The organism is Pediococcus sp. M21F004 (assembly GCF_051122535.1).
GTDB classification, from domain to species: Bacteria; Bacillota; Bacilli; order Lactobacillales; family Lactobacillaceae; genus Pediococcus; species Pediococcus inopinatus.
The window spans coordinates 1,187,686-1,211,707 of sequence record NZ_CP177314.1; the positions used below are offsets into that span (position 1 = coordinate 1,187,686).

The following is a 24,022-nucleotide window of genomic DNA, read 5'->3' on the forward strand; positions in this document are numbered from 1 at the left end:
GATATTTATCTAGTCTTGTTCATGTTTCTTTCGTTTAATTCCAAACAACCCGAAGAATGTCGCCATCAGGCTCATCCCAATAATCGCCAAAGGATTAACTTGGCTGTCCCCAGTTTGTGGTAAGCGTTTTGCCTGAGTCTTGGTTTGGGCAAGTGCTGCTCTGGTTTGTGGTTGAGCAGTTGCGTTAGTACTAAAGCTGGTTTTTTCAACTGAACCATTAGATTTATGTCCAGAAACAGTATTGGTACTCCCGTTATCTCCCGAGTTATCAGGTGTCTTTCCCGGCGTTGTTCCGGTACCATCTCCGCCATTGCCACCACCATTAGGTAGTGAAGTCTTAGACTTGTAGATTAGTGTAACGGTTGCATTTCCAGTAATTGTTCCTGAAAGTAAGCCATCTGCGTTTAAGAAGGTATAACCTGAAATTGTAGGTGCTGTCATATCATAAGCATTTCCTACGTAACCATTCAGTACTTGGTCAGATTTGATCGTGTTTCCATTCTCGTCAACAAACTTGAAGGTTACCTTTGCAGGTGTTTCTGTGGCCACTGTCCCACTCTTATAAACAAGTGTAATTGTTTCATCACCGGTAATCTTACCGTCTAATGGTTCATCTGATGATTCAAACGCATAGCCGTCAATATTAGGTGCTGTTAGGTCGTATGCATTTCCTACAAAACCATTCAGTACTTGGTCAGATTTGATCGTGTTTCCATTCTCATCAACAAACTTAAAGGTTACTTTTGCAGGTGTTTCTTCTGCCACTTCACCATGCTTATAGACTAACGTAATTGTGTTGTCACCAGTAATTTTGCCGTTTAATGGTTCGTCTGATGAGGCAAACACATAACCCGCAATTGTTGGCGCAGTTAGGTCATAGGCATTTCCTACGTAACCGTTCAGCACTTGATCTGATTTGATTGTGTTTCCATTTTCATCGACAAACTTAAAGGTTACTTTTGCGGGTGTTTCTGTTGCCACTGTCCCATTCTTATAAACCAACGTGATTGTTTCATCGCCGGTAATCTTACCGTTTAGTGGTTCATCTGATGAGGCAAATGCATAGCCGTCAATATTTGGTGCCGTTAGGTCGTATGCATTTCCTACGTAACCATTCAGCACTTGGTCAGATTTGATCGTGTTTCCATTCTCATCGACAAACTTGAAGGTTACTTTTGCGGGTGTTTCTGTTGCCACAGTTCCGTTCTTATAAACAAGTGTAATTGTTTCATCACCGGTAATCTTACCGTTTAACGGTTCGTCTGATGAGGCAAATGCATAGCCATCAATATTAGGTGCCGTTAGATCGTATGCATTTCCTACGTAACCGTTCAGCACTTGATCTGATTTGATTGTGTTTCCATTTTCATCGACAAACTTAAAGGTTACTTTGGCAGGTGTTTCTGTTGCCACAGTTCCGTTCTTATAAACGAGCGTAATTGTTTCATCACCGGTAATCTTGCCATTTAATGGTTCGTCTGATGATGCAAACGCATAGCCGTCAATATCAGGCGCAGTTAGGTCATAAGCATTTCCTACGTAACCATTCAGCACTTGATCAGATTTAATTGTATTTCCGTTCTCGTCAACAAACTTGAAGGTTACTTTGGCAGGTGTTTCTTCTGCCACAGTCCCGTTTTTATAAACGAGCGTGATTGTTTCATTACCGGTAATCGTCCCACTTAATGGTTCATCTGATGATTCAAACGCATAGCCTGGGATATTTGGTGCAGTTAAACTGTACGCATCCCCCACGTTGCCATCCACAATTTGATCGGCCTTAATTTTATTACCTTGTCCATCAATAAATTTAAAGGTTACTTTTGCAGCTACTGGTGTAATTGTAATTGTCCCGGTTGCATCAGCATTTACCGTGTAGTTGTCTCCGGCGGCGGCTTGGACTTTGGCCAAACCTGTTGCAGACAAGCTGTAAGTATAATCACCACTTGCAGTTCCATCTTTGGTAACCATAACAATATCTGAACTGGTTAAATCTACCTTTTGTCCATTAACTGTTGCTGTTAAATTGTTTGCTTCACTGGCTTTAGTTGTTCCATCAAATGAAAAACCACCGGGATTCAACACAACAGAAGTATCAGCTGCTTTAATCGTTAAATTACCATTAACAACTGAAACTATATAATTAGGATTGTCTGCATCCGTCGCAGTCACAGTAATTGGATAAGTACCTTGATTTACATCTCCACTAATATCTGTTAATGAATATTGTAAATCAACGCCTGCTGCAGGTTTATCGCTGATAGTTGCTGAAGTATCACCAGCATATGGTTTGCCATCATAATCCTTTAAAAGTGTTGGTGCCGTAATCGTAACCTTAGCTTTATCAATGGTAATTGTCCCGGTCACACCATCTGAATTAAGAATATAGTTACTACCAACTGCAGATTGAACCTTCTGTAAACCGGTTGCACTCAAACTATACTTATATCCATTCGCATTAGTACCATCATTTGCCACCGTAATATCTTCACTTGTTAAGTCCACAACTTTTCCATCAACCGTTGCTGTAAGACCAGAAGCTTGACTAGCTTTTGTTGTGCCATCATACGTAAAGCTTGTATCATTCAGAGTCACTTTAGCTTTAATTGCTGTAATAGTAATAGTGCCTGTCGCATTTGTTACTGTATAGTTACTACCAACCGCAGCTTGTACTGCCGCTAAACCGGCATCATTAAGCGTATATGTGTAATCGCCAGGCGCCGTATCATCATCAGTTGCCGTAATATCTCCACTAGTTAAATCTACAACTTTAGAATCACCATCGGCAGTGACCACTGTAGCTGTAGCTGTTAAACCAGTAGCATCACTTGCTTTTGTTGTGCCATCATAGTTAATCGAAACGTCATTTAGATCTACTATTGATGTGGCAGGTGTAATCGTAATTTTGGCCGTTGCGTCAGGATTGGTAATGGTTTCTGTTCCGACAATTGCTTGCAGTCGAGCTAATCCATCTGCGCTGAGTTTATACGTATATTCACCTACATTTGCGCTGTCATCAGTTACCGTAATATCTCCACTTGTAAGTTTTAAAGTTTGACGACTTCCATCTGGCATTACTAACACCACACTTAAATCATCTGCACCACTAGCGCTGGTACCATTGTACACAAAGCTATCCTGTCCCAAACTCACGGCCGGTGGTGATGCAATTGTGATCGTTCCGGTCACATCAGTCGCATTAACCACATAATTGTCTCCTACAGCGGTTTGAACCTTTGCCAAACCTGTATCACTCAAAGTATACGAATATTCGCCACCTTTAGTGCTGTCGTTAGCCACTACGATGTCATCGCTTGTTAAACTGACCTCTTTAGTAGTACCATCCTTCAAAGCAACTGTAGCAATTAAGCCTTTATCTTCGCTAGCTTTTGTTACACCATCAAATGCAAAACCATCATTATTCAAGCTCGCCTTAACTTCAGCGGCCGTAATTATGATTGTTCCAGTAGTGTCTGGATTACTTAAAGTATCGGTGCCGGCTACTTCATTAACCTTTGCCAAACCTGTAGCTGATAATTTATACGTATATGAACCAGCATCAGTACCATCCGGTACCGTAAGAACAATATCTGAGTTGTCTAGGCTTACAGTTGTGCTAGTTCCATCTGATAAGGTAACCTTGGCAGTTAATCCACTGGCCTCACTTGCTTTAGTATTCCCGTCATATGGGAAGCTTACTTTACTAAGTTCAACCGTTGATGGGGCAATAATTGTAATTTGCGCTGCGGTCCCGGCTCCAGACACAACTGGCATATATCCATCAGAATAAAGGGCTGTTTCTAGATAACCGGTTTTGTTGGCTTGATCTGCAAAGTTTTCTGTAGTTCCAACAATTGCGATTCGTCCTGTAGTCTGATTGCTGGCAATTGAGTCAAATTCGATAATAATCGATCGCACTGTCGACCAATCCAAAATTTGGTCTGCCGTAACGTAGCCAGATGTACTTGGTTGTCCACTAGTCGGCGGTGTCTGTTGTGATGTTGAATACAAAACTGTTCCACCAGCTGGTACAGTAATTGCGCCTGTCATATCAAAAGTATATTGAGAACCCTGTGAATCCCCAACTGTAGGTAAATTAATTAGTGAAATAACATTGGTTGCTTCTTTTTTACTTGTATTCTGAATAGCATCGTTAAAAATTAAGGTCGAATCTTCGGTGGTAAGTGAAGTTCCATCTTTAACCGCCGTTGTATCTTGATTCCCTTGTGCTGTTGAAGCTTCGTAAACTGATGATACAGAGATAATCTTCCAAGTATCAGTATAGAACGACAGCGCATTGACATCACCATCGGTAAACGACGTATCTGTAACTGGGGTTTTATTTTGTAGAGGGGTCGTTGGTGAAGTAACATACATCGCAAACGAATACTCTCCGGGCATTGCATCCCCGTTATTGGTTAATTCAATAGAAAGTAAATATGTTTCTTGAGTTGTAACCGAAACACCACTCCCTGTGTAGTCAATTTTTACAACTTCCTGGCCATTATCAGCTAGGAATTCGGAAATAACTCCACCTGCTGGTACATTTGTAATGTTTGAAACAGTTGTACCTGATGGAATCACAAAATAATAAATTGGCTCATAAACAGCATTTGCCGTTTGATTAGTATCCCCTGACATAGACAACGAAATAGTTCCAGCAACTTTTCCAGGAACCTGGCTTGTTTGATGCTTATAGCCGGATACTTTAGCTACACCAGTTGTAACTACCGTTTGTGTCACTGTACCAGTTGCATTAGTGAACTCAATTCCTCCAGTTTCAGTTGTCGAACCAAACGCAATTTCGATTGTCGATGTCAAAGTGTCGCCTGCTAAAACAGCGGTCCCATCGTCATAGGTAGCAGATAATTTTCCATAAACCACAATTTTTTGACTACCCTTTTCAAGTATATTTCCACTATTTGCACCAGCTGCTAAAAAGTTCGGTGTTAACACAAGTTTCCGAATTGACGAATTATCCGTTGGTGTAAGGGTAGCACCAGCTGCAATAGTACCTGTTTCAACTGTTCCATCCGCCAATGTCACCGTATATCCGTAAGAAGTTGTCCCGGGCAAGTAGGACGAAGTTGTTGCACCAGCTGCTGGCAATTTGACACTCGTAGCATCAAAACCATCAGGGATTGTAATTATAATTGTTGCGTCTGTTAGGTCAGACGCACTTATAGTTGAAAAAGTAAAACTGTTCAGCGAAGTAGGATCATCAGATGCATCACTATTCAACAATAATTGATTAGGAGTTGTACTACTGTTACCAACCGCTGAAACCTTGGCACTTGTATTTCCATCTTTACCATCATCACCGCTGGCACGAATAGTTTCTGTCCAAGTACCATCGGCCGTTGCTGTTAATTTATCTCCAGCGGCATTAATAATTTGCGTTAGAGTTGCTGGGCCCGAAGCAGTTAACTTTTGGTTACTACTCGTTTGAGTCACATCATAAAAGCCCGCAATTTTGTAGCCTACTCCACCTTGGTAATTTTGATTACCTGATCCCGCAGGAACTGTAATTATAATGTCACCACTTTCACCATTGGGTTGTGTAATGGTTGTTCCGTCGGTAAAAGCATTTAACTGATTAGTCAAAGATGCATTCAGGACAAAACCCGTTGGTACTGGGAGTGTCACCGTGGTTCCTCCATAATTATCTGCTGAATTCACTTGTTTAGAAGGGAAACCATCATCATGAACCCCATTCGCTTCATTAATGGCAAAAGCATAAACATAGTTTGTATCAGGAATTACTGAAGTGACTGTCGTATCGGGATTGGTTCTAGTTGGTGCTGTTGGGTTAGCACTAGGCTTAATTATTTGTGTGAATGTAACCGGCGTTTGAGCAACACCATTAATTGTATAAGTAATCTTTTTAGATGTTGTGCCAATTTCGGTCATCGGTGCAGCAACTGGTCCCCACTCATTGGTATAAGCATTCAAAGTAAACTCAGCGATATGTGCAGCATTGTCACTTACAGTATATGTGATCGTAGTTGAACCATCTGCGTTTTTTTTGATGCTTGTGGTACCCTGACTAGTCGGTAATTCTTCTATATTAGTATCTAGAGAATAAGCCGGTGAATTAGCCGGAATTGTAATAGTGAAGACATCCCCAGCATTACCAGCAAAATTAAAGTCGATCTTAAAATTACCAGTACTGCCATACCCTACTGAATCAGCAGACAGATCTACTGAAGCTGCAGCAGTTGTGACATCCACTGCTTCGGATAGGACTGAAGTATTAGTTAAGTCTGCAGCTGTTGGCGCAATTCTACTAGCACTAGTAGCCGAACTAGCTACACTGCTTTTGGAACTAGCACCGCTACCTTCTGAAGCTGATGCCAAGCTTGTATCATCTGCTGTTTCAGATGAGCCACTAGCACTAGATACCGCAGAACTTGGCGTATCAGACGCCGCACTGCTACTCGAACTTGAACTTGATGTTGAACTGCTCAAAGTCGCTGAAGACGCATTTGAAGAAGTATCGGAGACAGCACTCGACGAGCTTGCGGATTCGGCAGTGGTGGATTTCGCACTTGCTGCTGATGAGGAACTAGCACTACTTGCCACAACTGTGCTCTCACTTTCTGCACTTGAAACATCGGTATCTGCTTGAACTGTATATGATCCAAATGTCACACTTGCTCCAAAAGTGAGTAATGCAATTCCTGCAAAAAGCCATCCTTTGGTAGTCTTATACATTTTGTAATGTTGCTTAATTTACCCTGTATCATGGATCAATTTTGCACGATGCTTTTTGTTTTGAATTTGCATAGTTAATCATCCTTTCTTCCGTCTATGGTTCGCACCATGAACTATTAATTTATATGTACACAGTTATTATATCACCTTTATAGTAAAACGAGCGCTATCTTTTTCATTCACATGTTCCTAAACTACCATTTTGTAAAAAACCGTTATCTCTCCAAATTCCACATCTAAAAACAAAAAAACGAGGCCAGAATTTCTCTGACCTCGCTTCATTATTGTTTCAAAATTATTTCAAAATTCGATCTAAAATTCCTTGAACCAAATCCTCTCGCAATTGCTCGTAATCCCCATCTAGTAACTCATCTTGATGATTATCAACAACAACTAAGGCCTCAAATAATTGATGCACACGACTCTCGGATAGCCCTGATTTAAGGCGATCATCTTTTTGCCATTGCTTAACTAATTGGGAAACTGTGTGGCACATAAAATCATCTTGCAGATTCGGATTATTTTTAATAAGTCGTTTTAACTTTGGATTCGTGTACCAGTCCTGCAAAATCAAACTATTTTTGACGTCTGCCAATAATTGCGTCATTATTTTAGGAAAAAGTGTGCGAGGATCTTCAGTAAGATCATTGGTTGTCACTATTTCCTGTTTTACGCGCTCATTTTCTGCTGCATAAACCTGAAAGAAAACTTCTTCTTTTGATTCATAAAATCGATAAAAGGTCCCCACTGCAACTCCTGCATGTTGTGTAATTTCAGCAATGTTGGTTCCTTTAAACCCGGACTCTTGAAAATCTTTTTGAGCCGCATCAAAAATTTTCTGTTGCTTTTCCTTCATATCAAAGATCCCCTCTCAACTACTCGCCAGCTGCCAACGCATCCAGCATATCAATATGTTTAAGTTTATAATGGGTCAAAATTCCGATAAACAGACTGAAACATCCCGTAATGACCGCTGACCAGATGTAGCCTGGGTAATGAATCGTCATTGGAAACAAAATACTACCCGTTTGGGCTTTGACCATAATGAATTGATGTAAGAACAAACCAATTCCCCAACCAAGTACAATTCCAGCGATGGTAAAGACCACATTTTCTCGTGCCACATAGGCCGTAACTTCACGATCGTAAAAACCAAGCACTTTAATCGTGGCTAATTCCCGAAGCCGTTCGGAAATATTGATGTTCGTTAAGTTATATAGCACCACCAAAGCTAAAGCTCCCGACATGACGATCATAATTAAGACGACTGATCCCAATCCACCTGTACTCAGTGAACTAGCCGCATACCTTGGAAAACTGACGTTTAAAACACCGGTCTCTTTTAATAATTGGCGACTTAGTTTTTCTCGTTGGGCCTTTTTCGTATGACTAGTTTTAATTAAACGTGTTGTAGCCTTAGTCGAATTACCGGTTAACTTTTTATAATAGGATTGCGTGGTGTAGAGCCAGTGCCCCGCATAATTGGTGTTAACCCCCGTAACCTTTGCAGTTACTTTTTTACCCCCAATTTGGAGATTGACCGAACTGCCTGCCTTAGCATTCATATCAGTCGCCAGTTTCTCGGATAGAATAACGCCCCTATCAGTCAAATGAAGTTTTTTATTGGTGGCGACTGATTTCAAAGTCACATACTTATCAAAATTAGACGTAGTTTTCGGCACCATTAAAGTGACCGTATCGTTGGCCGTTCCGTGTGTGGGTCGGGCCGTAATTGATTTTACCATCACAGATTTTTGTGCCGAGATATTAGCCGCATGCACTTTCTGGGTGGCTTTTTCTACCGTCACTAATGCTTGAAAATGCTGGACGTCTTCATATTGGGTCGGGACTAAATCGTTCACAGAATCTTGAATTCCAAATCCTGTCAAAATTAAACCAGTACACCCAGCAATCCCGACAATTGTCATGATCATTCTTCCTTTGTAACGGAAGAGATTTCGATAACTGACCTTTTGATTAAAGCTAAGTCGCGACCAGAGTGGTTTAATTCGTTCTAACAGAATTCGTTTACCAGCTTTAGGCGCCCGTTCTCGCATCAAATTCGTCGGAGCTTCTCGTAAATTGATGGTTAAGACGATCAACGCACTGCCTAAGGTGGCGATTAATCCCGCCGCCATCGTTTGTGCAAGGTAGGACCATGGAATTACACCCACAAACTCAGTTAGATTATTATTGCTGAGCAAACTGAAAACAAATTGTGGCAAAGTCAGCATCCCAAGCACCCCGCCAAGTCCGGCACCAAGAATTCCAGCTAACAATGTATAGACGATATATTTCATCGCGATTTCACGTTTGGTATAACCAAGCGCCCGCATAAGGCCAACTTCACGCCGGTTTTTCTCCACCATCCGTGAAATTGTGGAAAAGGTAATTAAAATCGCAATGAACAGGAAGAACCCTGGGAAAATAATTGCGATTGCGGCAATACTATGAGATTCGTCAAAGTAATCTTGATAGCCCGGATTCATTGTTCGATCGTTATATAAATAAGTTGGCTTGGCAATTTGCTTAATCTGAACTTCAGACGCCGTAATCTTTTTCTTGCCAGCAGCAAGTTCTTGTTTTGCTGCCTTTGTTTTGGCCGTTTGATAACCACTTGGCACTTTCGCCAACTCTTTTTCTTGTTTTTCAATTTTAGTAGTTTGTTGATCTAATTTTTTCTGTGCCTTATTTTGCAGTTGTTTTTGGCGTGCACGTGGCCGACCACTTAAATCTGATTTTAAATCCGCTTTTTGACGATCAACCTGGTTATTATAGGCATCTGTCCCGGCCGCATAGTGGTTAGCGTTTTTAAACTGTACTGCAATCGAGGCATATTCCTTTTGGCTAAATGCCGTGTTAGGTACGTACGCAAAATAATCAACCGTACCGCTACCTAAATTTGTGGTCCCGCGGTCCGTGCTGCTGACAAATTGAGGCGAGTTTACAAAACCGACAATTTTAAAACTACGCCGGTTGAGATTCGTATTTTTCGGTAACCGATAAGTGTCTCCAAGCTGGTAGCCATTTTCTTTAGCCTTATTGTCCAAAACAATTTGGTTATTTTTGACTGGCAGTTTGCCACTTACCAGCTTTAATTTATCAAGTTTTGTCTGTTTTTGATAATTGTATACACTGACAACCTGATTACGACTCTTTTGCAGCGTGACCATATGGCTGGCCACTGCATGCTTAACGTTTTTGTTTTGCTTAATTGAAGTTAAATCGCTGTTCGTTAAACCCATTGTTGAGCTAACTTTGACGTCACTCAACTTTTGTTGTTGAAAATAATGATTGGCAGATTGATTCAAATCAGGGCCAACCCCGCGAATGCCCACATAGAGCAATGATCCTAACAAAATAATCAGTACGATTGAAATGAATTTTCCCATCGATTGGGTAATCTCACGCACAGTGGCTTTAAAATAAGTTCGATTCATTATTTCCGCCACCTACCATTCAATGTTTTCAACAGGGGTAGGAGGCTCATTACGTTCAATCCCTTTGACCTGGGCATCCTTTAAATGAATGACCTTATCAGCCATAGGAGCGATCATTGAATTATGCGTCACAATCAAAACGGTCCGATGCGTTTTACGCGCGGTATCCTGTAGCAATTTCAAAATTTGTTTTCCCGTGTGGTAATCTAAGGCCCCAGTCGGTTCATCGCATAGCAATAATTTGGGATTCTTGGCTAGTGCTCGGGCAATCGCCACCCGCTGCTGTTCACCACCAGATAATTGAGCTGGAAAGTTAGCCATCCGTTTATCCAAGCCAACGTGTTTTAGTGTCTCATCCACATCTAATGCATCAGAAGTCACCTGACTAGCCAACTCAACATTTTCACGCGCAGTTAAATTGGGAATCAAGTTGTAAAACTGGAAAACAAACCCCACCATGGTGCGCCGATACTCAGTTAATTGACGTTCAGTATAAGTAGCAATGTCTTGGCCATCAATTAAGATGCTGCCTTCCGTTGGATGATCCATCCCGCCCAACATATTTAAGACCGTCGATTTTCCAGCTCCAGATTCGCCTAAAATAATGACCAACTCGCCCTCATCGATGTCAAAACTGACTTTATCATTTGCCACAATTGTATTACTTTCCATAGTGTATCGTTTCGTTTCATCTTTTAATGTAATAAACGCCATTTCCAAAAACGTCCTCTCTAGTCTGATTTTGCTGTTAATTGAATTATAGCATTTAAAATCTTACTATAATTAATCTTAAGGAAAATAAAAAGCCCGATTTGGCAGCAAACCGTGTCTCGGCTTCTCCAAATCGGGTTTTAAATTAATTTACTGAATTAAATTGTTGTTGTTTCTGTAGTGGATACTCTGTAGGTTCACTGGCATTCAAAACTTCAGGGGTGAGTGCCACTCGCGTAATCGTTTGGTCATCATAAGGTTGCATGTAATAGGCGCCTTCATCCAAACTCATATACCCACGATATTGCGAATAATCACAACCGCCCTCATTATCAGCCTTAACCCCTTTAGGAATCTCTACACTATTTAAAATATGCGATAGCGCATTAATCGAGCCACCTGTCGTGTCAGCCTTATCCGTATTTTCGCGAATAAACGCCGCTCGCACAAACCGGGAAACAGATGTGTAATCTCCAGGCAAACCTAACGCACCACTGCCCAATCCATAGGCATCTGATTTAAATTCACCGTATGCTTTGGCACTGTGTGACGTGGGCTTTAATTGCACATAATTATTCAAATTCTTTAAATGCCATTGAAAATCAGGACTGTTGGTCATCACTTTAGCGGGATCATCCATGACATGCATCCCTTCCTTATCCTGTTCCAACACGACACAAGCACCAGACTTATCACCCACAATCCAGTGCAAAGGAACAACAATTTTAAACAAGTCGTTGGCGATGGCCACAATGTTTACATCGTTAATTTTTTCTTTTAAGTCAGCTACACTTGTTATATTTCCAAGAATCCAGTTAATAACTTCATGAGGAGCTAAATCAGTTTTTCCGTGTTCGCGTTGATCCGCAAATTTTGCCAATCCGTCAAAGTAAAGGGTAGCAGCCCCAACTCCGGCCTCGTTTACCCCATCAACTAGGATATAGCCGTTTAAGTTACGTCCAGCAACGCCAAAGCCCAGTTTTGTATCAAAGCCCGCTTCGTTAGCATCACTTTGGAAATGAAAGTTGCGGGGAATTACAACTGGACGACCATCTAATTCAAATGAGAAGTCCATTGTTCGTGCTAAAAACCAATTTCCTTTGGCATTTTGATACATTACACTTGTACACATCAGCGCGTCACATCCTATTAGTAGATTATTTAAACTTAGGATTAGTATATTCTGATTAAAAATCCAATTCAATATGAAATTTTTTTAGAAATGTTTCTTGTATGTAGAAATTAACACGTGAAGTGGCGACGTTGATGAGCGCGTGTGGCGATTTGTCATAAGCGACCCACACGGCCCCACATCAGCGCCGGAACGAAACTAAAAGCAAATAAAAAGTTGAATAAAATCTAATTAGCGGAACTACCGACTAAAACTTGCCCCATGCAAAGCGTTTTTTTGATTTTCAAAATCCTCTAACTTGTGTTAAACTAGCCCATAAGGTGCCAAATCTTATCAGACAATTGTCTGATGCGTGCTAAAACACGCCGCACTATTTAATATAGTGCTTACCAGCAACCATCCCGACTACTATGATGGTTGCTTTTTTGTACCTCTATTTATTGTCCAATCCAAATATAGGCTAAAATTCATCACTCAGCCTATCCTTAATTACCTAATTCACTTAAATGTCTTTGTTCTTCTTATCTTTTTTGGTATAATTAATCAGTCTTTCTTTGTATCCGTTAACATATAACGGGGTTCAGAGTTATATTTTCCATTTTATTGCAATCGTCCAGATTATTTTAGTTAAGAGATGAATTTATTTGACCCAACATGAATGGCTACTTTCCCCGTTATTCACTGGGATTTTTGTCACCCTTGGCATTATCTTATTTTTTCAATTACTTGCTCGCTCAATGGTCAACCATTCAACGGAACAAGAAAAACCTATCAATTATTTAGTCGGACGCTTATCAGTTTTAAGCGTGGTTTATTTTTCTATCCTAGGTGTGTATTTTGAATATGCCGCAGCCCATACAAATCAAGATGTGGCATTTGTTGATTTTCGATTGTTGCTGCTATTCTACGTCATTATCTTCTTAGGTCAACGGACTAGCTTAATCGTGATTGTATCAAGCTTTCTTGCGCGAGCCTTCTTTTGGGGATTCACAATTGGCACCATTGATTTTATCCTCGCGACTGCCGTAATTTACTTGTTTGTTAACATCATCGTGTATGCGGTTCGTCGTTTCCAGCTGCACCAGTTAATTTTGATTGGCCTGCTTGATATTGTGGTGGGAGGGTTTTGGGTAATTTTTCACTTTATCCGCGTCCGCTACTTCAATGACGTTACCGTCACTACATCTTGGTATTACTGGATTACCTTTGTCGTTATGAATTTTTTCCTATACTACGGTCTGACCCGATTAAATAGCGAAAACGACTATCTGACAAGTTTAACCCAGCAAGCGACAACCGACCCACTAACTAAATTGAAAAATTATTCGATATTTCAAAAAGATTTTACAGAGGCATTTATCAATTTTTAAGGACTCAGACCAGCCGTTCACCATGATTGCTTTCGATATCGATCATTTTAAACGTGTCAACGACCAACACGGCCATTTAGCTGGCAATGCCGTTTTGAAAGCCGTTAGTAAGATCACGGCTGATAAAGTAAAAACCGTCCCCCAGGCTGAGGCTTACCGCGTGGGTGGCGAAGAATTTAATATTCTCTTACCTGATGTTACGTTAGCCGAGGCAGCAACATTCAGTTATCAGCTGCAGTCCGAGATTCGCAAGACAGCCTTTAAAATTAATGACAATGAAAATCTTCATATCACCATTTCTGTAGGAGTTTCTGCACTTCAAAAATCCGATATTACCCAAAATCTGTTATATGAACGCACTGATCAAATGTTATACCATTCCAAAGGTAAAGGGCGGGACAGTGTCTCTGTTTCAGATCCTGAAACAATCACCGATCCACGGACACCTAACACAGCAATCAAGCATGATTAAAATTATTAATATCTATTGAATTTTTTTGTTTCTCTTACTTTCCGTGGTACACTGAATAAGTTAGATATTACAAACTAAATAAAAAAGCTCAGTCAATGTTTCTACATTGCACACGACCCATACTTGAGAAAGTCAAGTACGGGTCTTTTTTATTTTTAAATTTGGAAGGAGACTTTATATTGCTAAGATTCTGGGGACAACCTAAGTTTTCACGTGATCCACTAGAACCTGTGGGTTACGAACTTTTCTTGCGTGAGGGTTCCATGACCGAGTGGGAAGTACCAAGTGATTTTAGCAAGTTTACCGCTAGCCAAATCGCTAATCTACTCATCCAAACAGCGCCCGCACTGCCACATAACATGAAAAGTCTTTCTGTTAATCTTGATATTGATCAGTTTATCGATCCACAATTTTGTCAAACATTCGTTTCAATTCAAAACGAAATTTCGTGTCGTCACTTATCGATTGAATTGACTGAGCACCCAAGCGACACCCCCATCCCAGACCAAATCCTGCTTGCCGCCACCAAACGCTATACTGACGCAAATTTTGCCGTTATTTTAGATGATGTGGGCTCTGGTGACAATCAACTCAAGCGCGTCAAACTTTTAAATAATTATGTTAACGAATATAAATTTGCCGTTCAAAATTTTCGGCCCGGAGAATCACTCGAAGCTATTGTGCCTAAACTATCCTTTTGGTGTGATTTAGCACGAACAAACAATAAAGTATTCACTATTGAAGGAGTGGAATCTAAAAAAGACTTGTTGACCCTTTCTGACTACCAAGCTGATATGCTTCAGGGCTATACTTTAGGTCGCCCGGTCCTTCTGCCAATTAAAGGCGACTCGGAAAAAAGTCTCGTTCACTGTTAAAAGTTTGCCGCTATTTAAAAACTGCCCTCAATTTTTACGTATCTATTAAAGGAGAGCTTACTAAGTTTAGATTTTTGTTATTTTCTGTTCACGTTACATAAAAATGCTTATTGCCCCATAAAATGATGATTAAGCATCTTTTATAGTCCCGATTGCTAATAAGGATCCGATTTTCTATTGTACTTTTAAACCATTGTGCTAAAATTATGTCGATATAGATCTATGTTTTTACACTATTTAACTTGTACAAAATGAACACTTGCTTTAAAAAAAATATCAGATCTAAATTGGAGGAGCTACCATGATTCGCTTTTGGGGACAACCAAAATTTCTGCTACATCCATTACAACCAATTGGCTACGAGCTTTTTCTACGCGAAAAAACCGCTGACGGATGGACTTTTCCGAATGATTTCAATCGGTTTCCAGCTCAACAGATTGCTCAACTTCTCGTTCAAACGGCCCCATTAATGGCAAGTGAATTTAAAAACATTTCTATTAATTTGGATCCCGAACAATTTGTAGATCTTAATTTTTGTGAAGCTTTACAAGCAATCAGAAATCAACTTTTACCCGTCACTCTGACTGTCGAATTGACAGAGCATTCCAGTCCCACGCTGGTGACTGAAGACCAAATCTACAAAGCTGCTAAATGTTTTTACGATAATGGTATCGGCTTGATCATCGATGACGTGGGTTTTGGAAACAATCAACTTAAACGTATTGAGGCCCTTGATCCGTTTGTTCAAGAATACAAATTTGCCATTCAAAACTTTCGGGCAAACAAAATGATGGATCAACTCATCCCCCAACTAACTTTTTGGAATGCCCAAGCACAAAAAAAACACAAGTTGCTTACAGTTGAAGGGATTGAGTCAAAAGATGATCTCCTTTTATTAAAAGATTTTCAAGTTGATATGTTACAAGGTTTTGCATTAGGTCATCCAGTTTATTTACCAGCAGCAAGCGACCCAGCTGCTAATACCGTTCTTCCTTTCAATAAAAACTAATTAAAAAACGACATCTGACAATCAAGTCAGATGCCGTTTTTAATTAGATACTACTTGGTAAATTTCTTTCGTTCCGGGCTTTTCCAAGTTCCGGATCCGCGACCAAAAATTGTTTTCATTGCGGGAATAAACGTCATGACAACCGTAATTGGGTTGATCATCCAGTAAAATAACATGTACCATGGCGCAAAAAGAAGATATTTTAATTTGGCACCATGATGATCCAAAATCAAGGCCGCTAAAAGCTGCATAAAGCCCGCCAGCATCTCGAAATTCACAAAAATAAATGACATTTCAATGCTATGCAGTAATCGTTCCCAGTTTCCGGTCATAAAAAAATAAATAATGGTGATTAAAAAAATTGCAGTGGTAATTAGGAAGAAAAAGGACCAGATAATGGAAAGTGTTGAATCAATAAACATTGAAAGCTGATAGCGTCGTTTAATGGGATGAAAAATAAATTTCTTAATATTCGTTAACCAAACTTCCGTCCCACCCCGGGCCCAGCGTTTCCGTTGCCGATATAAGTCAGGAATTGTTTCTGGCACATTCATATGAAAAACGATATTGGGTGCAAAACGAGGTACCGCGCCAATTGCCTGATGATCCCAGGCAATACTGATATCTTCGGTCGCCCGATCCTGTCGAAAGCCCCCTACATCAATCAAAAAGTTTTTACGATACATAGTATTTGCACCACTATAAGCATACATTGAATCATTAATTGCTGCCTGGCTTCGTTTAATAACGCCTACAATACTTGAAAATTCCACCGTTTGGGATTTCGCTAGCAGTTTGGTGCGGATTCTGCACATCCATATTGGCAGTCACCGCAGATGTGTTTAGATCACGATCATGAATAAAATAATTCATATACTTCATCAGCGCGTCTGGCTCCGGAATAGTATCCGCATCATTGCTTAAAATGTAGTCACCCTTGGCAAAATACATCCCAATATTAAAGGCATGCGCTTTGCCCTTATTTTTCACAATATGAATCATCCGCAGTCGAGGGTAGATTTCTTCCAATTCGGTTACAATCTCGGCTGTTTTATCCGTCGACCCATCATCCATTAACAGCACTTCAAAATTTTGATAATTTAACTCTTTAAATAAATAATTAATCGTGTCAGCAATCATAATTTCTTCATTATGCGCTGGGATCATAATGGTGACCATCGGTTGTTTTTCAGGTGGTAATACTTTCCAATTGCTGTCCGCTTTTTCTGACCGTAACCAGCGATAGCTTAGAGATCCACAGAACCAGAAAAAAGACCCCATAACTGGATATAGACATAGGATCAGTAAAAAGATATTTAAAATTGTTGCCCCAGTTGTTGCATCAAAAACATGATCAATCATAAATCAGCCGTCACTTTCTAAAGATCATCAATATCGTGCGCATCAAATAACTTTTTTATTTCGTGCGTTTCTAAATTCTGTTCTGGTTCAACGCGATAGTTACGCGCATTTTGGCGAGCCTCTTCCGGACCAAACCGCTTGTCCATAAATTTATCTAACTCAGTGGTGCGTCATTTTTGGTTAATCGGATTAAATGTTGGCCATTGTTCTACCAACCGATCACGTTTACGATTTTGAATCAACGACATGGAAACACTGAACACAAGCGCCATGACAAATAAAAACAGCAACAGTATTCCGATAAATTTGATTTCAAAAATTCCCTCACGATACGTCCAGATAGGCTTAAATAGGTGGTATTCAACACCTAAATAAGAAAGAACCGTTACAATGATGGGAATAAACACACAGATCCAGCCAAATAAGACTAATAAAGTTTGCCAAATTTTGCGTAGCCAATGCCCTTTTGAAAAATAATCATCTTGATAGGCTTTTATTTGTTTCTCTTCAGTTTCTTTATCTTCACTTTTTTGGTTGTTTTTGGTTGTCATTTTTTGCCTCTTCATTTACGTGGGGATCGATCGGATGACCAAATAGGTACCCCTGACGAATATCAATCTGGAGTTGCTGCGCTAAGGCTTCGTCCTGTTTGTCTTCAATCCCCGTTAATACTAGTTTAATATGGCGTTCTTGTGATAAGTGATTCCAAAACTGTAAATTTAAGTCCAGCCACTCATCAGGATCCGTTTTGCGAAAACTACGCATGGAACATTTTAAAGTATCGGTGACGGGAAGCATCCACTCAATATCATTCAAGTTGGATAGTTCGGAGCCGACGTTGTCAATCGAAAAATGCATCCCATAATCACGCGCTGCTTGAATCTTCGTTTATTCAAAAGCTCACTATTGCGCCCGGCCGTATATTCCACGTTTAAGTGCATCGGCTCGATATTACTAATTGCCCACCGCACAAAATAATCAAATTCATCACTAACAATTTGCTCATATTCGAGGTTGATTGACAGAGTAATGGGATCCTTGGAAAGTGATTTGAAAGTATCCTGTAATAGAAAAATCACCCTTTGTAAGGGCAGGGTTTCCAGCTCTCGGGGTAACCGCCATTCACCATCTGCATCATGTTCTCGTAATAAACACTCATAGCCAATCAGCCGGCCATGATAATCCACCTGATTTTGAATGAAATAACGTAATTCAAGTTGCTGCTTGCCAAGATAATTATTTGATCTTTTTCGGGAACGATAATAGTAAATTACAATTATAATTAAAAAAACACTAATTGTAACCAGACTAATCCATAATAATAAATGTTCAAGTTGCGTTAACGTTTCCATATTTGTGCGCCCATTTAATTTCTTTTTCTTATAGTCAGTAATTTCCCGGCATGTATCACAATACAGTATACCTTATTAACCTGGTCCAGGGAATACTATTACGGGTCTAACAAAGCATTATTCAGCAATTTTTTTTAAAAAATAGGTATAATAGCTATAAGGAGGTCCGGACATGTCAATTTATGATTATACCGTTACATTAGAGAATGGTGATACTTATTCACTAGAAAAATATCGTGACCACCCGTTAGTTATTGTGAACACTGCTACTAAATGTGGATTTGCGCCTCAGTTTAAGCAGTTAGAACAACTTTATAAGGAATATAAGGATCAGGGGCTGGTTGTATTGGGATTTCCATCCAATCAATTCAAGCAAGAAGTATCCACTAGTGAAGAAGCGGCTGCTGCCTGTCGGACCACCTATGGCGTGAGCTTTCCCATGCACACGATTGCAGATGTAAACGGCAAAGACGCACTACCTTTGTTTAAATATTTAACTGAAGCCGCACCCGGTACATTGGGTTCTGCTATCAAATGGAATTTCACAAAATTTCTCGTTGATCGTGAAGGAAATGTCGTAAAACGGTATGCCCCGAAGACTAACCCTTTAAAAATGACTGACGAAATTGAAAAATCACTAAAAAGCACCACAAAATAGAGATAAAAAAGCATCCAAACTCAATTGAGTTTGGATGCTTTTATTTATCTATGAATTCTTCAACAAATTGCCTAATTTTAGGGCGGTATTGCGGTTTCTGATTGTAATATCTTTGTAGAAGGACTCTTTCATAAGTTTGGAATAAAATGATTTACTATAATCTTTTTTAAATGGTGCTGTCCAAAAAATCATATTAGCAGTATAAGCAACCTGATCATAGTCACCCACCTGGCTTTGAATTCTTGCAAACGATTGGCGGTCAAAACTGGGTAACAAAAATAACGCATTATGCCGCAGCTCGCGATCGGACCCCCACCATTGTGGAACTGTCAAAAAGTCTTGTTGATAGTCCTGAGCCGATAGTATCAGTGAGGTTACTGGAAAAATATAATTCTGCGCCAACAGCTGTTGAACCATCTGTGTCACATCAGTTTGCGAGTGCGAGCTGTCAAAGATCAAGTTGCCACTGTTGATATAAGAACTGACATTGGTAAAGCCAACCGCCGCTAAATTTTCCCGCAACTCTTTCATAACAACTCGATTATGCCCACCAACATTGATCCCCCGCAACAACATTAAGTATCTCATATCTTTAAACTCCCAATAAATAGTAAGGCGGTTTTAGACCACCCGATGGCCTTTTTTATAAATTGCTTTGTCTGCTTGTTGAACAGCTTCAATCTTTTCTAAAGGGTTCTTGTTTAAAACTAAGAAATCAGCAACTTTTCCAGTTCCTAAACTTCCATAATCCGCACTAATTTTCAATAAATCGGCTGCATAACTAGTTGCTCCCAGCAAAGCTTGATAGGGAGTGGCACCAATTTTATGGACCATTAACCCCATTTCCTCCCAGGTTCCCGTTTTAAAACTATTAAATGGCGTCCCGGCATCGGTTCCAACCACAAATTTGACGCCTTTTCGCATTGCCATTGTCATGTGTTCATAAAAAGCCTTTTCTACCTGTTCATTCTTAGTACTCATATACGCAGGAATTTTGCCTTTACCGTACTTAGAAATACATGCCGGTGCATTCAAAGTGGGGACTAGGTATACATGATTAGCTTTCATAAATTCGGCCTGCTGTTCGTCAATGTAGATTCCATGTTCAATAGAATCAACCCCGGCATCTAAAGCCTTTTGAATTCCTTGGTGACCTTGCGCATGAGCTGCCACAATCATATGTTTTGAATGGGCTTCTTCAACAGCCACTTTCATTTCTGCTGTCGTCAGTTCTGTATCATCAACTTGATCAGTTGCAGACATAACGCCACCAGTCGCCATTAATTTAATGTTTTTTGCACCATTTTTAAAAGCAATTCGAACTGCTTTTCGCATTTCGTCTGGAGAATTAATTAAATAAGAAAAATTAACACTGCCATCTTCATTTTCAGGGGCATCGCCATGACCACCGATGATTGAAAAAGGCCGCCCACTTGGCATGATTTCGGGGCCAAAAACTTCGCGCTGTTTTGCGAGCCGATTTAGTTTGATGTCGGTATTAAATGCACAACCGCATTCACGAATATATGTCACACCAGATTCCAAAAGATCCTTCAAATTTTGTAATGCTGTAAAGGCGACTTCCGTTTCTGTTAAAAAATCCATTTTACTTGTGACGGGATTCATCATAATATGCGTATGGGCATTAATCAGTCCCGGCATCACATACTGTCCATGCAGATCAACCTGAAGATTATCATTTGAAGGGGTTTTAGTCCCCATTTCCATAAACTTGCCAGTCTCATCATCTACCGTAAACCAAGCATCCGAAATAATTTTGTTATCGACTCCGTTAAATACCTCAGCATTATAATATGTTGTTTTCATTTTGCGTTTTCCTCATATTTTCTTTAAGATTTCCTAATGCAATTTTAACATTGATGGCATAGTTTAGACACTTTCAATTTAAATCTCTCTAAACAAAAAGCGATTTTCACTGAGGATTTCCCAGCAAAAATCGCATTCTTTTAAAAGTAGGCGGTATAAAATAAATAGCCCGCCAGTCCAAACGCCGCAAACGCAATAATTGTCCGCAGTGGTTTAATCGGAACATGGCGAATTACCACTGGCCCTATATACCCGCCGACGAACATGCCAATTCCTAGCGGCACTACCATCCACCAATAAACTTTCGTGGTGAACGCATAAATGATCAATGATAAGATGTTTGTCATAAAGGACGCGAAGTTTTTAATCGCATTGATCTCCGCAAAGGGTTCGCTCAAAGTCACAATCAAAATTGATAACAGGATCATCCCCGCTGAGGCACCAAAATACCCGATATAAACCCCAACCAAAAGAATCGTGAAATTTTTAAAAATAGTCACTTTTAAACTTTTCTCAGTTGGTTTAGGTTGGGTCGGCTTTTTCCTAAATTGAGACCAAAGCATCAAAATTCCAGCACCGAAAACTAAAAATGGCACCACCCGTTCAAACGTGGCAGCCGGAGCAAAAGCTAATAAAACACTCCCAATAACGCCACCAATTAGGGCATAGGCTGTAACCTGAAGTGCTGTTTTTCGACTGTGGTGTAACTCTCTCAGTGAGGATAAACTAGAACCGGCTCCAGTAAAAATCAGAGCGGCAGTGTTCGTCACGTTGGCACTAATCGGTGGTAAACCCAACAATAGTAGAACTGGGTACGACACTAACGAAGCCAGACCGGCAATCGAAGATAAAAGTCCGGCAGCAGCGCCTGTAGCCAGTAAAATAATCAATATAAGCCATAATGACAAAACAGCCAACTTCTTTCTAATCTAATTTGTAATAACCTCGAAGGGAAAGATAGCCTTCCTTCTGTAGTTAACCAGCCTCCATATTACAACTTATTACTCAGATAGGAAACTTAGCGGATTTTCAAGTATGTGGCAGGTTTTAGTAGGTAGTGCCGCTAATCAGATTTTGTTTAAGTTCTTATCTGCTTTTGGTTCCGTTCCGGTGCTGATGTGGGGCCGTGTGGGTCGCTTGCGAGCTAATTTCTCACCCTTCAGGCCAGAAGTGGATCTCTCCAGTCTTCCCATGTCTCTAAGCGATAAATCGCCAAGTGACATCGCCACACTCTCCCATCAACGCCTCCACTACACCTATCATCCAGGTTTCACGAAATAATCTTCACCAAATTACCCATGGTGCTGCTGGCTGCTGTACCCAATTAGAAGATTAACGGTCTTCTCGTGTTGCGAAAAGGCTTTTTCACTTTCCTACTAAAACTTTACACTAACAATTTTTAACTGTTATACCTGGAGTCCGTTTGAAAACCAGAATGATTATTTGGGGCTGAATGTCGCTTGCGGCCTAGATATTAACTATTCTTGTGGCTGAACCCGTTTTTCCATTCTTTGCGCCCAGATATTAATTGCCAAAGAAATTAACATCAAAACCAAGGCCACCACCATAATATTATGGAGCCCACTATGCAAAATGACCCGCATTTGCGGAATCAAATGTGCCGGTAAGGACTTGATATTGGTCGCATCACTAAGTTTATTCATCATCTTCATTGTAATTGATCCGTTTGACCGATTAACACCTTTTCGCAAGGCATCATTCATTACCAGCCCAAAAATAGAAGCCGTGAACGTTTGACTAAGCATTCTGACCAAAAAACTAAACGATGTTGCAACCGGAATATCGGTCTTGTCCGCATCTTGTTGAACCTTTACCTGTAATTCATTAAAACAAGCCCCATTACCAAAGCCTTCAAAGGCTCCAGCCACTAGCAAAACCCAATAAGGAGTTTTAACACCACCCACAACTAAGAGCAGAAACGAGGCAATCAACATAATAATCCCTAATGCCACAACTTTATGTGGTGTGAAATAACGGCGTAACGGCGCCACTGATCCGGATCCCATAAAATTAGTAAACGAACTAGGAATTTGCGTAGCCCCACCAATTAATGCGCTGGTACCCAGCAATCCTTGAGCCCACATAGGACTATAAATGAGGAATCCAACAAACGCACCCCAAATTAATGTAAATAACGTAAAATCAATCATTAAGGCCCGATTTTTAAACAGTCGACTAGGAATAATCGGATCAATAGCGCTTTTTTCAAAGCGAGCCATACTTCCCAAACAAATAATTGCTATCACGAAGAGCCCACCTACAAGCATCCCGCTAGCGCTCCCAATCATTTCAATTCCGGCCAATAAGCTGATTAACCCTAGGCTCATAAAAATTGACCCCAGATAATCAACTGGTCTGTTTTTATGTGGATCTTTTTCTAGTTTGTAGTAAATCTGAACTAGGAGGGCGGAAAGCAATCCAATTGGAATATTTAAATAGAAAACCCAATGCCAAGTAAAAGCATCCACAATGAATCCACCCACTAAAGGTCCGATAATCGTTGCCGTACTATAACTTGCCGAAACCAGCCCTAACACCTGCATACGTTTACGCGGATTTTCATACATTCTTGCATAAATAATGTAGGGTAACGAAACCACACCTCCATTACCAATTCCAGCAATAGTTCTGGCAATAATCAGAAAAACGATATTTGGAGCTAGCCCTTGGAGTAGGGAACCGCCCACAAAAAATAACGCAGCCAACTGATAACTCCGCTTATTTCCAATATGTTCTCCCAACTTGCTCCATAATGGTGTACTGACAGCTGTTCCAAGTAAAAATACGGCCACGATCCAGCCCATCATTTCAATTCCGTGTAAATCAGAAATAATTGCTGGTAATGCCGTATTAATAATGGTGCTGTCCAAGCCACTCATCGCGTTTGATAACAATAAAGCGCATGTCACAATTAATATATTTCGTTTTGACAAAGAATTTCTCTTCTTCCCTTAAAAAGTTCACGCCTTTTATCTTACAACTTATTTAGTTTTGGTGGTACACCATTTCGCTGAATCTTTTCAAACAAAAATAGCCATCCAACTCACAGTTTAGTGAGCGGAATGGCTATTCTAATCTC

Annotated in this window: 14 protein-coding genes and 3 pseudogenes; 5 read left to right on the plus strand and 12 right to left on the minus strand. The window is 40.2% G+C overall.

The features are described 5' to 3' along the window. Positions 1–9 precede the first annotated feature (9 nt). From ACLHK8_RS06185 to ACLHK8_RS06205, 5 genes are all read right to left on the minus strand, one after another. The gene (locus ACLHK8_RS06185; RefSeq protein WP_269451345.1) at positions 10–6,732 is read right to left on the minus strand and encodes a MucBP domain-containing protein; all 6,723 of its coding nucleotides are present in this window, start codon (positions 6,730–6,732) and stop codon (positions 10–12) included. Positions 6,733–7,009: 277 nt separating this feature from the next. Continuing rightward, entirely contained in the window at positions 7,010–7,570 is a 561-nt protein-coding gene (locus ACLHK8_RS06190) for a TetR/AcrR family transcriptional regulator (RefSeq protein ID WP_057773118.1), read from the minus strand. A gap of 19 nt (positions 7,571–7,589) precedes the next feature. After that, entirely contained in the window at positions 7,590–10,154 is a 2,565-nt protein-coding gene (locus ACLHK8_RS06195; protein WP_082854840.1) for an ABC transporter permease, read from the minus strand. 12 nt (positions 10,155–10,166) lie between these two features. Continuing rightward, entirely contained in the window at positions 10,167–10,868 is a 702-nt protein-coding gene (locus ACLHK8_RS06200; protein WP_063697356.1) for an ABC transporter ATP-binding protein, read from the minus strand. Between the two features lie 142 nt (positions 10,869–11,010). After that, on the minus strand, positions 11,011–11,997 hold the full coding sequence (locus tag ACLHK8_RS06205; protein WP_057773114.1) for a choloylglycine hydrolase family protein: 987 nt from the start codon (positions 11,995–11,997) through the stop codon (positions 11,011–11,013). Positions 11,998–12,641: 644 nt separating this feature from the next. Between ACLHK8_RS06205 and ACLHK8_RS06210 the strand changes: the two genes are divergently transcribed. The 4 genes from ACLHK8_RS06210 (at position 12,642) to ACLHK8_RS06225 (ending at position 15,723) form a co-directional block, all read left to right on the plus strand. Next, on the plus strand, positions 12,642–13,367 hold the full coding sequence (locus ACLHK8_RS06210; protein WP_063697337.1) for a hypothetical protein: 726 nt from the start codon (positions 12,642–12,644) through the stop codon (positions 13,365–13,367). Then, positions 13,360–13,839, plus strand: a complete 480-nt coding sequence (locus ACLHK8_RS06215) for a GGDEF domain-containing protein (protein ID WP_231908592.1) — start codon at positions 13,360–13,362, stop codon at positions 13,837–13,839. The genes ACLHK8_RS06210 and ACLHK8_RS06215 overlap by 8 nt, the downstream gene beginning before the upstream one ends. Before the next feature lie 179 nt (positions 13,840–14,018). Then, positions 14,019–14,714: an EAL domain-containing protein gene (locus ACLHK8_RS06220; protein ID WP_057773110.1), complete on the plus strand. Its 696-nt coding sequence runs from the start codon at positions 14,019–14,021 to the stop codon at positions 14,712–14,714. 301 nt (positions 14,715–15,015) lie between these two features. Next, the gene (locus tag ACLHK8_RS06225) at positions 15,016–15,723 is read left to right on the plus strand and encodes an EAL domain-containing protein (protein WP_063697342.1); all 708 of its coding nucleotides are present in this window, start codon (positions 15,016–15,018) and stop codon (positions 15,721–15,723) included. Positions 15,724–15,773: 50 nt separating this feature from the next. Here the strand turns inward: ACLHK8_RS06225 and ACLHK8_RS06230 are convergent. From ACLHK8_RS06230 to ACLHK8_RS06240, 3 pseudogenes are all read right to left on the minus strand, one after another. Continuing rightward, positions 15,774–17,085 (minus strand): annotated as a pseudogene (locus ACLHK8_RS06230) (glycosyltransferase family 2 protein). A 17-nt stretch (positions 17,086–17,102) separates the two neighbouring features. Continuing rightward, positions 17,103–17,651, minus strand: a pseudogene (locus ACLHK8_RS06235) (hypothetical protein). Continuing rightward, positions 17,608–18,437: pseudogene (locus ACLHK8_RS06240) on the minus strand (EAL domain-containing protein). The pseudogenes ACLHK8_RS06235 and ACLHK8_RS06240 overlap by 44 nt, the downstream one beginning before the upstream one ends. A 172-nt stretch (positions 18,438–18,609) precedes the next feature. Between ACLHK8_RS06240 and ACLHK8_RS06245 the strand changes: the two are divergent. Further along, positions 18,610–19,095, plus strand: coding sequence for a glutathione peroxidase (locus tag ACLHK8_RS06245; protein ID WP_063697348.1), 486 nt, complete (start codon positions 18,610–18,612; stop codon positions 19,093–19,095). 48 nt (positions 19,096–19,143) lie between these two features. Here the strand turns inward: ACLHK8_RS06245 and ACLHK8_RS06250 are convergent, their stop codons facing one another. The 4 genes from ACLHK8_RS06250 to ACLHK8_RS06265 form a co-directional block, all read right to left on the minus strand. Further along, a complete protein-coding gene (locus tag ACLHK8_RS06250; protein WP_063696542.1) occupies positions 19,144–19,683 on the minus strand; it encodes a DUF1697 domain-containing protein in 540 nt (179 codons plus the stop codon). A gap of 33 nt (positions 19,684–19,716) precedes the next feature. Beyond that, complete coding sequence (locus tag ACLHK8_RS06255) at positions 19,717–20,922, minus strand: metal-dependent hydrolase family protein (RefSeq protein ID WP_057775161.1); 1,206 nt, start codon at positions 20,920–20,922, stop codon at positions 19,717–19,719. 140 nt (positions 20,923–21,062) lie between these two features. Further along, complete coding sequence (locus ACLHK8_RS06260; RefSeq protein WP_057775164.1) at positions 21,063–21,830, minus strand: sulfite exporter TauE/SafE family protein; 768 nt, start codon at positions 21,828–21,830, stop codon at positions 21,063–21,065. Positions 21,831–22,400: 570 nt separating this feature from the next. Then, a complete protein-coding gene (locus ACLHK8_RS06265) occupies positions 22,401–23,876 on the minus strand; it encodes an MFS transporter (protein WP_434520231.1) in 1,476 nt (491 codons plus the stop codon). Positions 23,877–24,022: the final 146 nt, after the last annotated feature.

What these genes read in the sequence shown, in the direction of transcription:
- ACLHK8_RS06255 (WP_057775161.1), bottom strand. Translation starts at nt 20,922, where the DNA reads ATGAAAACAACATATTATAATGCTGAGGTATTTAACGGAGTCGATAAC.
- ACLHK8_RS06200 (WP_063697356.1), bottom strand. Translation starts at nt 10,868, where the DNA reads ATGGCGTTTATTACATTAAAAGATGAAACGAAACGATACACTATGGAA.
- ACLHK8_RS06225 (WP_063697342.1), top strand. Translation starts at nt 15,016, where the DNA reads ATGATTCGCTTTTGGGGACAACCAAAATTTCTGCTACATCCATTACAA.
- ACLHK8_RS06245 (WP_063697348.1), top strand. Translation starts at nt 18,610, where the DNA reads ATGTCAATTTATGATTATACCGTTACATTAGAGAATGGTGATACTTAT.
- ACLHK8_RS06195 (WP_082854840.1), bottom strand. Translation starts at nt 10,154, where the DNA reads ATGAATCGAACTTATTTTAAAGCCACTGTGCGTGAGATTACCCAATCG.
- ACLHK8_RS06250 (WP_063696542.1), bottom strand. Translation starts at nt 19,683, where the DNA reads ATGAGATACTTAATGTTGTTGCGGGGGATCAATGTTGGTGGGCATAAT.
- ACLHK8_RS06205 (WP_057773114.1), bottom strand. Translation starts at nt 11,997, where the DNA reads ATGTGTACAAGTGTAATGTATCAAAATGCCAAAGGAAATTGGTTTTTA.
- ACLHK8_RS06190 (WP_057773118.1), bottom strand. Translation starts at nt 7,570, where the DNA reads ATGAAGGAAAAGCAACAGAAAATTTTTGATGCGGCTCAAAAAGATTTT.